Below are 13,816 nucleotides of genomic sequence, written 5' to 3'. Positions count from 1 at the left end.
CCGCCGCATGCCGTTGACGCTGTCGCTGAACACCAATCCGCTGGTCAACCGCTTCGCCGACCCGGACGACCTGATCGACACCGTCGCCCGCGACCTGAAGATCCGCGACCTGCAGCTGACGCACGAGTTCATCAACCCGTCCTGGCCCGCCCCCGTGATCCGCCGCCTCACCCGCCAGATGGCCGCGGCGCTGCAGCGGACCGGCGTGCGCGTGACCAGCGGCATGACCGGGCCCTTTGGACGGCTCAACCATTTCGGCCATCCCGACCGCGACGTCCGGCGCTACTACGTCGACTGGTTCAAGACCTTCGCCGACATCACCGCCGACCTCGGCGGCACGTCGGTCGGCACCCAGTTCGCGATCTTCACCTATGCCGACTACGACGATCCCCAGCGGCGCGAGGACCTGATCCGCATCGCCATCGACTGCTGGGCGGAAGTCGCCGAACATGGAGAGAAGGCGGGCCTCACCTCCGTCTTCTGGGAGCCGATGTCGGTCGGCCGCGAGTTCGGCCATACCATCCCGGAGACCATGGCGCTGCAGGACAGGCTGACCGCAGCCAACATGGCGATCCCGATGTGGATGATGGCCGACATCGACCATGGCGACGTCTCCTCGCCCGATCCCGACGACACCGACCCCTATGCCTGGGCGCGCGCGGTGCCGAGGGTCTCGCCGATCATCCACATCAAGCAGAGCAAGATGGACAAGGGCGGCCACCGCCCGTTCACCGCCGAGCACAACGCCAACGGCCGTGTCCAGCCGGCGGCGCTGCTGGAGGCCTTTGCGCAAGGCGGGGCCGCGGACAACGAGATCTGCCTCGAGCTCTCGTTCAAGGAGCGCGAGCCGGACGACCGCAGGGTGATCGCCGCGATCGCCGAGAGCATCGCCTTCTGGGCGCCGCACATCGATACCGGAGCCAGCGACCTCACGGTGTGACGGGTCGGCGCCTCAATGGGCGCGGATGACATGCCTGGCGGCAGTCTGGCTTCGAAGCAGATCGCGCGCGGCGGCGGCGGGCATCGGGCGACCGAGCAGGTAGCCCTGGGCCGCGTCGCAGCCGAGCCGCTCCAGCAGCGCCAGTTGCTCGGGGGTCTCGACGCCCTCGCCGATGGTGAAGACGTGGAGGTCCCGCGCCATCTGCACCACCGCACGCACCACCGCGCGCGCGCTGTCCTTGCCCGGAGCCGCCTGGACGAAGGAGCGATCGATCTTGATCCGGTCGAGGTCGAAGTCGACGAGGTGGGCGAAGGAGGAATAGCCGGTCCCGAAATCGTCCATCGACACGCGGATGCCGAGCTGGCGGAGCGCCTGGAGGCTGGCGGCGATCTGCAGGCCGTCCTCGACGAGAGCGGTCTCGGTGAGCTCGATCTCGAGGCGCGCGGGGCTGAGGTCGCAATCGGCCAGCGCCTTCGCCACCGACAGCACGAACGCCTTGCTGCGGAGCTGCACCGGCGAGACGTTGACGGCGACATGGACGTCGACCGGCCAGGCGGCAGCCTGGAAACAGGCCTCCCGCAGCGCCCACTCGCCGATCTCGAGAATGATCCCGGTCTCCTCCGCCACCGGAATGAAACGGTCGGGCGGGATCGGACCGTGCTCCGGATGACTCCAGCGGATCAGCGCCTCGAAGCCGATGATGGTGCCATCGAGGATCCGGCACAGAGGCTGGAACACCAGGCTGAACTGGTTGCACGACAGCGCCACGCGGAGATCGGCCTCCATCCGCCGCCGCTCCCTCGCCGCCTCCTGCATGCCGGCCTCGTAGAGCTGGCTCTGGCCGCGGCCGTTCGACTTGGCGCGGAACAGCGCGAGATCGGCATACTGGATCAGCGTGTCGGCGTCGCGCGTGTCCCGCGTGGTGGAGACGCCAACGGTGCAGCCGATGATGATGGTGTGATCGCGGATCGAGAAAGGCTCGGCAATCGCCGCCACGATCGCGCCGGCCAGCTGGTTGACCGCCTCGTCGGTCGTCGCCCGTGAGATCATCGCCAGTTCGTCGCCGCCCAGCCGAGCCACGAACTCTCCCTGCGCGCAGACCGCGCGTAGGCGGTATCCGACGTCGATGAGGAGCTGGTCGCCGACGGCATGTCCGAGCGTGTCGTTGATGGTCTTGAAGTGATCGAGATCGATGAACAGCAGGGCGATCTCCTCGCCGACCTGCAGGGCGGTCGCCAGCTCCTGCCTGACGGCGCGCCGGTTCGGCAGCTCTGTCAGCGAGTCGACGTAGGCGAGGCGCTCCAGATCCTTCTGCGCCTTTCGCTCGACGGTGACGTCGTCGTAGGTCAGCACCGCACCGCCACCGTTCATCGGCCGGCAGGCGACGCTGATCACCCGGCCATCGTCGAGCCCATGCTCGAGATAGGTGGTGTCGGATCGGGCGAACCAGGAGACATGGTTCTCGATCACCCGGTTGATGCGCATGGCGCTCCAGCCGAGATGAACGCCGAGGCGGTTGAGGTATTCGCGCAACGACATGCCGATCGTCACATGGCTTTCGTCGATTTCGAAGAGCTTCAAAAGGCGGTCGTTGCGCAGGATGACCTTGCCGGCGGGGCTGATCAGCAGGAGGCCGTTGGACATGTTGTTGAGCGCCGCACTGAGAAGCACGCCCTGCCGGGTCTGCTCCTCCAGTTTGGCGGAGGAAACCGCGGAGCTGGAGGCCGAGGCGAAGAGACAGAGGGCGATGACCGCGACGACGGTGCCGAGCGTGACATGGTCGACACCCGCCAGCACGCCGCCGGCGATCGGCGCGATCGAAACCCCGGTCATCGCCAGGAAATGCACCGCGCAGACGCCGGCAACGATCAGGGCGGCCACAATGACCTTCGACCGCGGATGGGCGGGGATGGCGAAGGCGAGGGCGAAGAGCGTGATGCCCGTCAGCGCGGCGGAAATGACGATGATCGGCGAGTGGGAGACGAGGCACCCCTGAAGCGCCAGCATGCCGGTGAAATGCATGGCCGCCACGCCTCCCCCGGCGATCGCCCCGCAGCTTACCCGCACGAGGCGGTTTTCGGTCAGCGCGGTGGCGGCGAGCGGCAGGCCGATGAGGCCGATACCGATCATGGCGGAAGCGATGGTGATCGAGGCGTCGTAGCCCAAGGGAAAGTCAGGCCGAAAGCCCAGCATCGCGATGAAGTGGGTCGTCCAGACCCCGAGGCCGCCGCCCAAGGCGACGCCCGCCAGCCAATTGAGCCGCTGGCGTCCCGATGAGACGCTGGCCTGCTCGAGCAGCGACAGGATCAACCAGGCGGTGATCGCGCAGATGATCGCAGCGCCGACCACGAAGAGCGGAGAATGACTGCTCGCAAGTTTGATAAGGAAGCTATCCATCACGCCACTAACACGCCAAAGAGTTGCATTCACCTAAACACAAAACCTCATATGATGGTTGGCTGGCAAATTAAGATACAAAGTAACCCGTATTACTAACAGCTTCCGCAAGGTCGCCTCGCCGGTGACAGCTTGCCCGCTGAAGAATAGGCATTCGTCAGCGTTTTCCGCCTTGTGCCGTCCAGGTTGCAGGGCCCGGTTCGCCTGACGAAGGGTCGCAGGCGCCCGCCGTTGTTTTCCCGCCAGCCAGTGCCAGTTGCGGGATCAGGCGTGCCGCCGGCCCGCATGGACATTCTCTTGCAAAGGCTGATCGAATTGGCGCCGCGCACTCCACCTTCGCCGGGTTCTCCCGTTCCCAGCCGCCGCCTGTCCCGGCTGGCACGGCTCGGTGGGATGGCGACCGGCATAGCCGGGGGCATGCTGCTGGACGGCGCCCGCCGTTTCGCGCGGGGCGACCGCCCTCGGCTGGAGGATTTGCTCCTGACCCCCGCCAACGTCGTCAGGGTGACGGAACAGCTGGCGCAGCTGCGCGGGGCGGCGATGAAGATGGGCCAGCTGATCTCGATGGAGGCCGGCGACATCCTGCCGCCCGAGCTCGGCGCCATCATGGCGCGGCTGCGGGCCGATGCCGAGCCCATGCCGCGCCGGCAGGTGCAGGCGGTGCTCGACGGTGCCTGGGGGCCGGGCTGGCAGCAACGACTCGAGAGCTTCTCGTTCCGCCCGATCGCCGCCGCCTCGATCGGGCAGGTGCACCGGGCCTTCACCCGCGACGGCCGGGACCTCGCCGTCAAGATCCAGTATCCCGGCGTCCGGCACAGCATCGACAGCGATGTCGACAACGTTGCGACGCTCCTGCGGATGTCCGGCATGGTGCCGCGGCACCTCGACGTCGCCCCGCTGCTCGGCGAGGCGAAGCGGCAGCTGCACGAGGAGGCCGACTACGGGCGCGAGGCCGATTGCCTCGAACGCTTCGCCGGTCTCCTCGGGGACGATCCAGACTTCATGCTCCCGGCCGTCCACCGTGATCTCAGCGGCCCAGAGGTGCTGGCGATGGACTATGTCGACAGCGTGCCGATCGAAACGCTGGAGAGTGCCCCGCAGGAGGAGCGCGACCGCGTGGCCGCGCTGCTCCTCGACCTCTCGTTTCGCGAGCTCTTCACCTTTCGGCTGATGCAGACGGATCCAAACCTTGCCAACTACCGCTACGATCGGGAGAGCCGCCGGGTCGTCCTCCTCGACTTCGGCGCGACGCGGGCTTTTTCGGCGGCGTTCTCGGAAGAGTGCCGACGCCTCGCCCAGGCGACGCTCGCCAATGACCGGCCGGCCGTGAAGGCAGCCTTGACCGGGATGGGCCTGATCGACGCGTCGGTGCCGCAGCGCCACCAGGACAATGTGATGGCGATGTTCGACAGGGCCGCCGAGCCCTTGCTGCGCTCGGCGGTTTTCGACTTCGGCGATACGCGGATTATCAGCGACCTGCGCGAACAAGGCATGGAGTTCGCCGGAGAGCGCGACGGATGGCGTCTACCCCCCACCGACGCGCTCTTTCTCCAACGCAAGTTTGGCGGCACCTACCTCCTGGCCGCCCGGCTGAAGGCGCGGGTCGACGTGAAGGCGCTGCTCCAGCGCCATCTCTGAGCACTGAGAATACCACGTCGTGCCGTTCGCCGAACCGGCGGGCGGGTCAGGCGGTCTCGGCCATCGCGTCCCCCGCGGCCATGGCACTGGGGGCCCGAAGCGATGCAGCGCTGTCGATGAAGTTGCGAATTTCGCGCATCCGGCAGTCGGCGTCCGTCACTTCCTTGTCGAGGCCCAGCTGCCAAGCCAGATCCTTGCGCTGCGGATCGGCGTCGAGGGCGTCGATCCGGCCGGCATGGTCCGAGACGGCGCTGTCATCGGCAGCGAGCTTTTCTTCGACAAGCTCGTTCGATTGCCGTCGCAGCGCGGCCGCGATCTCTGCAAGCGTCAGTTCGGGGTGATACTGGACACCCCAGAACGTCCCGCCGGCATGGCTAATTTCCGCCGCCTGGACCGGGGTGGTCGTGGTTCTCGCCAGCACCCGCGCTGATGCCGGGAGTTGCGCCACCTCGTCCGAGTGCATGGCCGGCGCGTCCCAGGCGAGCGGCCTCCCCCGCAGCAGCGGATGGTCGCGGCCGGCATCGGTCGCAACGATGCCGCGCGCGAAGGCCGCCTCCGTCCGTGGCTCTCGTGGCTTGGTCGCGCCGCCGGCCGCCACGGCGGCAATCTGCAGGCCGGCGCAGGATCCGAAGGAAGGGACGCCGGACTCGAAGACGCGGCGCATGAAGGCGGCCGCCTCCAGCGTCTCCGGCGTCTCCTTGTTCATGCTGATCGGAGAACCCGACAGGAAGACCGCGTCGTAGCGCCGGAGATGCTCCAGCGAAGGCGGCGTGTTGCCATCGACGCAGGACATCTCGTCGACCCGGCACCCCGGCACGAGGCTCGTCAGCGTCGTTGCGAAAGTCTCGCTTGAAGTGGCACCGACGTTCTGGCGCCGCTCCTTCCGCTGGTCTGCGGTCTCACTGGCGACGACGAGGTAATGGGGTGGCAAGCGCGTTCCGATCGATGTCTGCTGGTTCGGCAGGGATATGGACAGGCCCCGCGCCGCCGACAGTCAGCGCCCGATCAAACCGGCGGCATTCCGGCGCGACCCTTCAGGCCTCCCGCCGGCAAGCCGCGCGCACCCGCTCGCGGTTGAGCGGCAGATCGTAGATGCGGCGCCCGGTCGCGTGGGTGACGGCATTGGCGAGCGCCGCGCCGCCCGGCCCTTGCCCGCATTCGCCAGCGCCAAGAAACGGCGTGCCCGGCCGCGGCACGATCTCCACGTCGACCGAGGCTGGCAGGGCATCGAACCGGAGGATCGGATAGGTCGACCAGTCGACGCTCGTCACCCTCGTATCGTCGAAGGTGACGCCCTCGTAGAGCGTCCAGCTGGCGGCCTGGACGATGCCGCCTTGCACCTGGTTGCGCACGCCGTCGGGGTTGACGATCTCGCCGGCATCGACCGCGGCGTTCGCCCTGAGCATCCGCACCCGGCCGGTATCGGGCTCGACCACCACCTCCATCGCCACCGCGCAGTAGGCGGCGAGATTCTTGTAGCGGGCGAAGGCGAAGCCATAGCCGTGGTTCTGCGGCGGCTTTTGCCCGGCCTTCCAGCCGAACTTCTCGGCGGCCAGCGAAACGACGTCGCGGGCCCGCGGATCCTGAAGATGGCGGAGGCGGTATTCCACCGGATCGGCGTTCGCGGAAGCGGCGAGATCGTCCATGAAGTTCTCGATCGAGAAGACGTTCATGTAGGCGCCGAGCCCGCGCAGTGCCGAGACCCGCAGCGGCATCTCGGTGAGGAAATGCCAGACCACGTTGCGGTTGGGGAAGGCGTAGAGCGGGTTGGAGTTGCGGTCGCCATTGCCCTCGGGCGTGATCTGCAGTTTCGGCGGGGCCGGCGTGAACGGCGTCTCGATGTGCTGCGCCGCCAGCAGCGCGCCCGCGGTTCCCGGCCGGGAATTGTGCGTGCTGCTCCAGACCTCGTAGTTCCAGTCGACGACCGAACCGGCATCGTCGAGCCCGGCCTGGACCTTCGTCACCATGCCCGGCGAGAATGGCTCCCAGGCATGCTCCTGCTCGCGCATCCACTGCAGCCGGACCGGCCGGCCCGGCAGCGCCTGCGCCAGAAGGGCCGCATCGGCAGCGGCATCGTCGGCGCCGTTGTGGCCGTAGCAGCCGGAGCCCTCGGCATGGATGCAGCGCACTTTGGCGGTCTCGACGCCCAGCATCTCGGCGATCGCCTTCTGGTCGGGATAGACCCCCTGGGTATGCGTCCAGACCGTCGTCACGCCGTCGGCGAGCACGGCCAGCGCGCAGGATGGCCCGATCGAGCCGTGCAGCTGGTAAGGCCGCGTGAAAATCGCCTCCTGCCGGCGGACGCCCGGGGTGGGCCGGCCTTCGTTCGCAACGATGCCGTCCTCGTGCGGCATCGCCATCAAGCTTGCCGGAAGCGTCGCGATCGCCGGCAGGCTTGGGCGCTCCTCCCAGACGACGAGCGTCGAGAGCGTGCGCATGGCCTTGATCGCCTGCCACTCCCGCTCGGCCAGCACTGCGAGGAAGTTGCCGTTGCGGATGACCTTGAGGACGCCGGGCAGCGCCTCGACCGGCGCGAGATCGGCGCTTCGAATGACCGCGCCGGGGCTTGGCGGCCGGACGACTCGGCCGTGCACCATGCCTTCCGGGCGCATGTCCTGGACATAGGCGGCAGCGCCGGTAACCTTGCCGGGAATGTCGATCCGCTGGCGCGGCTTGCCCATCTCGCGAAAGTCCGCCGCCAGCTTCAGCCGCGACGTCGGCTGGGCGCGGACATGGATGAGCTCGGCCGAGACCAGCTCGCCATAGCCGAGCCGCCTGCCGTCGGGCGCCAGCACCGCGCCTTCCTCGGCGCGCAGCCCCTCGACCGGCAACGACAGGCGCAGCGCCGCTTGCCCGAGCAGAATTTCGCGCACCTGTGCGGCGGCATTGCGCACCGCGGTACCACTGTCCTGCACCGAATGGCTGCCGGCGGTGAAACCCTCGTTCGGGCTGCGGGCGGTATCCGGGCCCACCAGCGTCAGCGTCTCGAACGGCACCTCCAGCTCCTCGGCGGCGATCTGCAGGATGGCGGTCTTGATGCCCTGACCGAGCTCGGCCTTGCCGGTGAACACCGTCACCGCCCCGTCGGCGTCGACCCGGATCCAGGCGTCGAGGTCGGGCGTCGTCTTGAGGCTTCCCGGCAGGTCCGGGGCAGCTTCCGGCGTCGCCTCGAAGTTCTGCGTCTCGTCGCCGGCCTTCGCGGCCGTCTGGGCCAAAGCGCCGCTGGAAAAGCTGAGGACCAGCGTGCCGCTGCCGAGCAGCATCGTGCGGCGGGTGATGCGCGTTGCCGAGGTATCGGGGGACGACGTGGCCATCAGCTTGCGCCTCCCGTGCCCTTGGGCGAGGCGATCTGCATCAGCGCCCCAGCCCGCTTGATGGCGGCGACGATCCGCATATGGGTGCCGCAGCGGCAGAGGTTGGGCTCCATGTGCCCGCGGATGTCCTCTTCCGAAGCCGCCGGGTTGCGCTGCAGCAAGGCCTGCGCCCGCATCATCATGCCCGGTATGCAGTAGCCGCACTGCGCCGCCTGCTCCTCTATGAAGGCCTGCTGCATCGGGCCCGGCGCGTCGACCGTGCCGAGGCCCTCGACCGTCGTCACCTGCCGCCCGTCGAGCAGCATCACCGGCACGACGCAGGACACCACCGCCTCGCCATCGACCATTACCGTGCATGCGCCACACTGGCCGAGACCGCAGCCATACTTGGCGGCGTTGAGCTGGAGTTCGTCCCGGAGAACGTAGAGCAGAGGGGTATCGGGCTCCGAGCTGATCTGGTGCGACCGGCCGTTGACGGTGAGGGCTACCATGCTGTTTCTCGTCTCGTCGGGTTGGCGGGGGCGGACGACGTGCCGTCGGAGGCGCGCAGCTGCGTCTCCGCATGGCCCGCCCGAATCTCGGCAACGGCGGCCTTCACGTCCGTCCAGGCCGGCTGGTCGCTGAACGTCTTGCGGATGTAGCCGAGCAGCGCGGCCATCTGGTCGTCGTCGAGGGAGCCGGCAAAGCCCGGCATCATCGGCCCCGCCTCTCCCTCTGCGGCGGGAAGGCCGTAGAGGACGACGTTGATCGGGTTCTGCGGGGTCGGCCCGTAGACCGCGGTGCTGAAGCGCAGCGGCAGGCCGCCATAGGGCAGTGGACGCCCCGCATCATGACAGCTGGCGCAGGCGGCAGCATAGATCGCCGCACCCGGATCGTCGGCGGAGGCTGCCGGCGGAACGGACTGGCTGCCGGCGGACTGCGTCTGGACCGGCGGCGGCAAGGCAAGCGCCTTCAGGGTCTCGGCCTTCGCGGTCTTCTCCGGCGATGGCTCTCCCATCACCGAGGCGACGTATGTGGCGATGGCCCGCACGTCCTCGGGCGATGCGGAGCCGAGATTGCCGGTGACCGGGGCCATCGAGCCGCGCGAGACGCCGTGCTGCGCCTCCCAGCCGGTCGAGAGATACTGCGTCAGGCTGTCGACGGTCCACGGGATGGGCGCCGGCGACGCGCCGTTCAGCGCATAGGCGGTCCAACCCTCGGCCTCGCCGCCGGCGAAGTGCGCGTCGGCCTTCTCGGCGCCAAGGAGATTGCGCGGGGTATGGCAGGCGCCGCAATGGCCGAGCCCCTCGGCGAGATAGGCGCCGCGGTTCCAGACCGCGTCGTGCGCCGGATCGTTCTCGTAGGGGCCCTCGTCGAGGAAGAGCAGCTTCCAGCCGGCCATCGCCAGCCGGATGTTGAACGGGAACGGCATCTCGTTCACCGGCGTCTCCACCGCCACCGGGGTGCGGGTCATCAGGTAGGCGTAGAGCGCGCGGTTATCCGCGTCGGTGACCTTGGTGAAATGGTCGAACGGAAAGGCGGGATAGAGGTGCCGGCCCTCGCGATCGACGCCTTCGCGCATGGCGCGGTTGAAGGCTGCCTCGGACCAGCCGCCGATGCCGGTCTCGGGGTCCGGCGTGATGTTGGTGGCGTAGATCGTGCCGAAAGGCGTCGGCAGCGCGAGGCCACCCGCGAAAGCCTCGCCGCCGGGCTTGGTGTGGCAGACGATGCAGTTGCCGATGGCGGCAAGCTGCTCGCCCTGGCGGATGACGGCGGCGTCGAATGCCCCAGCCGCCGGGGGCTCGACCGCCGCGATCTCGGCGCGCCAGGCCAGGGCGCCAAATCCCGCAGCACCGGCGGCGAGGACCAGCGCGACGCCGACGAGAATGCGTTGAAGCCTCATGCGTGTCCCACCAAACCATCACTCCCGTTTCCGGCACTGCCGTCCGCCGATCCGGCCTGACGGCGGAGACAGCTAAGGCACCCGGATTAATTGAGCGACATTGGCGAGGCACTTCGAATGATTGCAAGGGCTTGCCGCGCACTTTTAGAAGAGCACCAGTGTTTGCAGGCCAGGTGTTGCCGCTCCGTGCGCCTTCGCACCGGCCTTAACGAACGAGCAGAGCCAGGCGGGCTGCCGGCGTCAGCGTGGCTTGGCGGGAAGACGACGGCGGGTTACGGCGAACACCAGCGCGCCGGCGGCAAAGCCGGCCACCGCCCACTTGACCGGCAGCACATCCGCCGTCCCGGAGCGGACCGGCAGGACGGTGACCGAGCCCCGGCCGTCCTCGACGCCCATCTTGCCCTCCGCCTTCGCCGCCGCGATGGCCGCGGGCGACACCACCCATTCGGCATCCCGGGACCGATCGAACGCCATGTAGCCGCCGCCGACGATCACGGCAGCGAGGAGAGCGAGGACAAGGCGCGGAAGCAGGGACATGGTGATGCCTTTCAACAGGTAATGCGATGGTCGACGGGAGTATTACGGCGGAGGATCGCAGCGGCCTTCGAGCCGCCCGCGAAAACCCGCCACCGCCTCATAGGGGGCGGAGGCCGGGTGGCAAAGCACCCTCGTCCACCGCATCGCACCATCCACAGCACTTGTATGCCCGCATCACTTGTATGCCCACAGCACTTGTAGGCAGAGCTTAGCGGCGCGATCATCGACAGGAAAGCTCGCCCCCCCCGGCACTCCCGGCCTGAAAGACAGCCAGCCCATGTTCCCGCGCACGCCCCACCGCTTCCTCCGCTGCAGCGTCGTCATCCTCCTGCTGTTTGCCACCCCAACGCTCGCAACCGCCGGCGACCCGGGCTTTCCCGCCGGCGCCGAGGCGGCCGCAACGCTGCATCCGAGCCAGCTGATGCTGAAGGCGCCGCCGCTGATGGCGGCGGGGCGGCAGGCGGAGGCGAGCTTCTGGTTCTATGCCGGGCAATTGCGCTGGCGCACGCGCATTAACGCCGATCCAGACCAGGACCCGACGGGCGAGCCCGCGGTGTTCTCGGCGCTGATCGCGACGGTCGGACCGTCCGTCAACGGCTGGGCGTTTGGCGATACCGCCGAGCTCGGGCGGACGATCGATGCGGTGCTGGCGTGGGACGCTGCCTATCCCGACCCGTCGCTTCCGGCCGCCCTTCACGCGACGACCCGCGCCGGGCTAATCGAGCTTCGCGACCAGATCGCCCGGGAAGCCGACGCGATCCGGGCCGAGCGTTCCGCCAAGGGACTGGACAACCGGTAGGGCGCCGAAGCCCGCCAGCGAAAGCTTCGGCTCTTACTTCATGTTCGACTGGAAGATCCTGTCGAACTCGCCGGTCGCCTTTGCAAGATGCAGCCACTGGTCGACATAGGCCTTGAAGACGATGTCGCCGCGCGGCAGCAGGAAGCCCATCTCGCCGTACTGCAGCGGCTTGTCGGGGTTCACCGCGCAGAGCCCGTCATGCAGCTTTTCCTGCAGCTTCACCTCGACGGATTCAGCCACCATCACATCGGCGCGGCCTTCCAGGATCTCCTTGAAGATCACGCGGTTGTCGGGAAACAGCTGGATCTGCGCCTTCCCGAGGCTGGCCCGGGCGAACTTCTCGTTGGTGCCGCCGGGATTGACGATCACGCGGGTCTCCGGCTGGTCGATGGCCTCGACCGTCTGGTACTTCGCGAGATCGCCGCAGCGCACGATCGGCGCCTTGCCGTTGACGAGGTACATCTCGCTGAAGAAGGCGTCGCGCTGGCGCGCCAGCGTCACCGAGATCCCGCCCATGGCGATGTCGCACTTGGCCTTGAAGTCAGCCATCAGGTCCGACCACTTGGTCTGAATGAACACCGGCTCGGCCTCGAGCGATTTCGCCAGCGAGCGGCCGAGGTCGATGTCGATCCCGACGAAGTCGTTGGCGCCCTCGGGACGGTAGGAGAACGGCCGATAGTCGCCGGTGGTGCAGATGTTCAGCTCTTTGCGCGCCACGACGTCGTCGAGCCGGGAAGACGTCTCCGCAGCCGCCGCCGGCCAGGATGAAACAACGGCCAGCGCCGCCAGCACGACCCGCATTCTCATCGCCATCGCCACCATTCCTTATTGTCAGAGGACCAAAGCTTTCTTGCTCGCAGCAACCTAGACGGCCGGCGATCCAGCCAACAAGCCGGATCGCCGACGGCCCATGGCTTTCCTCACCTATTCCACCGAACAGGCAAGGGCGAGCGCCTCTGCCACCTCCTCGCAGCGGTCCGTCAGGCTGCCTGTCGCGATCCGAATGCTGCTGATCGGGAGAACGGAGAACTTCGTGCCGGGATGCACCGCGATGCCCCGCGCCGCCAGCGTAACCAGGGCGAACGGCTCCGACGGCACCTGAAGCCAGACGCAGAGGCCTGCGCCCTCCGCGACCGACACGCGGCGGCGGCGGAGCGCGTCGGCCAAGGCGTCACGCCGCTGCTGGTAGAGGTCGCGCGCTTGCGCCAGCCCATCCGCAATGGCGGGCTCGCGCATCAGCCAGGCCCCGGCCGCCTGCAAGACCCGGCTTGTCCAGCCGGCGCTGAAGCTGCGGTAGGACTGGATCTGCTCGACGATGACTGCCGAGCCCGACAGCACCGCCAGGCGCAGGTCTGGACCGAGCGTCTTCGAATAGGAGACGATGTGAATCACACGGTCCGGAAAACGGCCGCCGAGCGACTGCCGCGGCGCGCTCGAAATGTCGGCAACCCCGTCGTCCTCGATGATCAGCGTGTCGCTGCCGTCGAGGACGTCGCCCAGCGCCGCGAGGCGTGCCGCGCCGACGGTCCTGCCGGTGACCGAATGCAGCCGGGGCTGAAACAGGAATGCCGCCGGCTTGCGCGACAGGGCATTGGCGAGCGAGGCCGGCAACGGGCCATCGGCATCACATTCCACCGGCAGGATATGGACGCCGAGATCCTCGAGGATATCCAGCAGCCGCATGGCCGTCGGATCCTCGATGGCGATGAGCGATCCCGGCACGACCAGCGCATGCAGCAAGGCATAGACGGCATTGTAGCCGCCATTCGTCGCAAGGAACGCCCCCGGCTCGTAGGGCCAGGTCGGCCGGACGGCTTCCTCCAGCTCCGGCAGGATGCGGATGCGGTCGTAACTGTTGAGGTTTTCCGCCGAGGCGCCGTAGGCGAGAGCCTCGGCGAGCGGTGGCAACAGGCGGACGTCGGGAACGGCCTTCGACAGATCGAGCACGTCGGCGCCGTAATGCCCCGAGCTCGCCAGCCGCTCCGGCTTGGCCCCGTACCGGTCGCCGCTGACGAAGGTGCCGTTCCGGCCGCGGCCGGAGATGATCTTCTGGCGCCGCAGTTCGCTCCAGGCCTCCGAGATCGTCGCCGGGCTCACCCCCAGCACGAAAGCCAGCGCACGGATCGGCGGCAGCTTGGTGCCGACTGGCAGCGCTCCCATCCTGATCAGTGCGCTGGTCTCGCGCGAAATCCCGCGCATGGTCCTGTTGCCTATCTTTTCCGCAAACCAGGCGGCGGAGCCGACATCGCTCATTATCTACGCTCTTTCGAATGTTCAGGTACGTAATAGCATTTGAACGGAGAGGTCTG

Annotated in this window: 11 protein-coding genes; 3 read left to right on the top strand and 8 right to left on the bottom strand. The window is 68.0% G+C overall.

Features of this window, described 5'->3' with window-relative positions:
- Positions 1–7 precede the first annotated feature (7 nt).
- Positions 8–940: a sugar phosphate isomerase/epimerase family protein gene (locus ACZL02_RS18890; RefSeq protein ID WP_472940437.1), complete on the top strand. Its 933-nt coding sequence runs from the start codon at positions 8–10 to the stop codon at positions 938–940.
- A gap of 12 nt (positions 941–952) precedes the next feature.
- Here the strand turns inward: ACZL02_RS18890 and ACZL02_RS18885 are convergent, their stop codons facing one another.
- Entirely contained in the window at positions 953–3,337 is a 2,385-nt protein-coding gene (locus ACZL02_RS18885) for a putative bifunctional diguanylate cyclase/phosphodiesterase (protein WP_472940436.1), read from the bottom strand.
- A gap of 393 nt (positions 3,338–3,730) precedes the next feature.
- Between ACZL02_RS18885 and ACZL02_RS18880 the strand changes: the two genes are divergently transcribed.
- Positions 3,731–4,975 (top strand): ABC1 kinase family protein, encoded by a 1,245-nt coding sequence (locus ACZL02_RS18880; RefSeq protein WP_472940435.1) that lies wholly within the window; start codon positions 3,731–3,733, stop codon positions 4,973–4,975.
- 46 nt (positions 4,976–5,021) lie between these two features.
- Here the strand turns inward: ACZL02_RS18880 and ACZL02_RS18875 are convergent, their stop codons facing one another.
- From ACZL02_RS18875 to ACZL02_RS18855, 5 genes are all read right to left on the bottom strand, one after another.
- Entirely contained in the window at positions 5,022–5,906 is an 885-nt protein-coding gene (locus ACZL02_RS18875) for a type 1 glutamine amidotransferase (RefSeq protein WP_472940434.1), read from the bottom strand.
- A 103-nt stretch (positions 5,907–6,009) separates the two neighbouring features.
- Positions 6,010–8,289 carry a xanthine dehydrogenase family protein molybdopterin-binding subunit gene (locus tag ACZL02_RS18870; protein WP_472940433.1) on the bottom strand — a complete coding sequence of 760 codons (2,280 nt, stop codon included), beginning with the start codon at positions 8,287–8,289 and terminating at the stop codon, positions 6,010–6,012.
- Positions 8,289–8,780, bottom strand: a complete 492-nt coding sequence (locus ACZL02_RS18865; RefSeq protein WP_472940432.1) for a (2Fe-2S)-binding protein — start codon at positions 8,778–8,780, stop codon at positions 8,289–8,291. The genes ACZL02_RS18870 and ACZL02_RS18865 overlap by 1 nt, the downstream gene beginning before the upstream one ends.
- On the bottom strand, positions 8,774–10,171 hold the full coding sequence (locus ACZL02_RS18860) for a c-type cytochrome (RefSeq protein ID WP_472940431.1): 1,398 nt from the start codon (positions 10,169–10,171) through the stop codon (positions 8,774–8,776). Before ACZL02_RS18860 ends, ACZL02_RS18865 begins: the two co-directional genes overlap by 7 nt.
- 240 nt (positions 10,172–10,411) lie before the next feature.
- The gene (locus tag ACZL02_RS18855) at positions 10,412–10,708 is read right to left on the bottom strand and encodes a hypothetical protein (protein ID WP_472940430.1); all 297 of its coding nucleotides are present in this window, start codon (positions 10,706–10,708) and stop codon (positions 10,412–10,414) included.
- 277 nt (positions 10,709–10,985) lie between these two features.
- Here ACZL02_RS18855 and ACZL02_RS18850 point away from each other — a divergent pair, with 277 nt between their 5' ends.
- Complete coding sequence (locus tag ACZL02_RS18850; protein WP_472940429.1) at positions 10,986–11,507, top strand: hypothetical protein; 522 nt, start codon at positions 10,986–10,988, stop codon at positions 11,505–11,507.
- A gap of 33 nt (positions 11,508–11,540) precedes the next feature.
- Here the strand turns inward: ACZL02_RS18850 and ACZL02_RS18845 are convergent, their stop codons facing one another.
- Together ACZL02_RS18845 and ACZL02_RS18840 are read right to left on the bottom strand one after the other, a co-directional pair.
- Positions 11,541–12,320 (bottom strand): transporter substrate-binding domain-containing protein, encoded by a 780-nt coding sequence (locus tag ACZL02_RS18845; protein WP_472940428.1) that lies wholly within the window; start codon positions 12,318–12,320, stop codon positions 11,541–11,543.
- A gap of 111 nt (positions 12,321–12,431) precedes the next feature.
- Positions 12,432–13,760, bottom strand: coding sequence for an aminotransferase-like domain-containing protein (locus tag ACZL02_RS18840; protein WP_472940427.1), 1,329 nt, complete (start codon positions 13,758–13,760; stop codon positions 12,432–12,434).
- Positions 13,761–13,816: the final 56 nt, after the last annotated feature.

It is taken from the genome of Mesocryomonas fontinalis, assembly GCF_055730125.2.
Note: the sequence above shows the minus strand (reverse complement) of the source record. Positions and strands in the feature narration are given on the sequence as shown.

Coding starts and splice junctions, on each gene's coding strand:
- ACZL02_RS18870 (WP_472940433.1), bottom strand. CDS start 8,289: ATGGCCACGTCGTCCCCCGATACCTCGGCAACGCGCATCACCCGCCGC.
- ACZL02_RS18865 (WP_472940432.1), bottom strand. CDS start 8,780: ATGGTAGCCCTCACCGTCAACGGCCGGTCGCACCAGATCAGCTCGGAG.
- ACZL02_RS18890 (WP_472940437.1), top strand. CDS start 8: ATGCCGTTGACGCTGTCGCTGAACACCAATCCGCTGGTCAACCGCTTC.
- ACZL02_RS18885 (WP_472940436.1), bottom strand. CDS start 3,337: ATGGATAGCTTCCTTATCAAACTTGCGAGCAGTCATTCTCCGCTCTTC.
- ACZL02_RS18860 (WP_472940431.1), bottom strand. CDS start 10,171: ATGAGGCTTCAACGCATTCTCGTCGGCGTCGCGCTGGTCCTCGCCGCC.
- ACZL02_RS18880 (WP_472940435.1), top strand. CDS start 3,731: ATGGCGACCGGCATAGCCGGGGGCATGCTGCTGGACGGCGCCCGCCGT.
- ACZL02_RS18850 (WP_472940429.1), top strand. CDS start 10,986: ATGTTCCCGCGCACGCCCCACCGCTTCCTCCGCTGCAGCGTCGTCATC.
- ACZL02_RS18845 (WP_472940428.1), bottom strand. CDS start 12,320: ATGGCGATGAGAATGCGGGTCGTGCTGGCGGCGCTGGCCGTTGTTTCA.
- ACZL02_RS18855 (WP_472940430.1), bottom strand. CDS start 10,708: ATGTCCCTGCTTCCGCGCCTTGTCCTCGCTCTCCTCGCTGCCGTGATC.
- ACZL02_RS18840 (WP_472940427.1), bottom strand. CDS start 13,760: ATGAGCGATGTCGGCTCCGCCGCCTGGTTTGCGGAAAAGATAGGCAAC.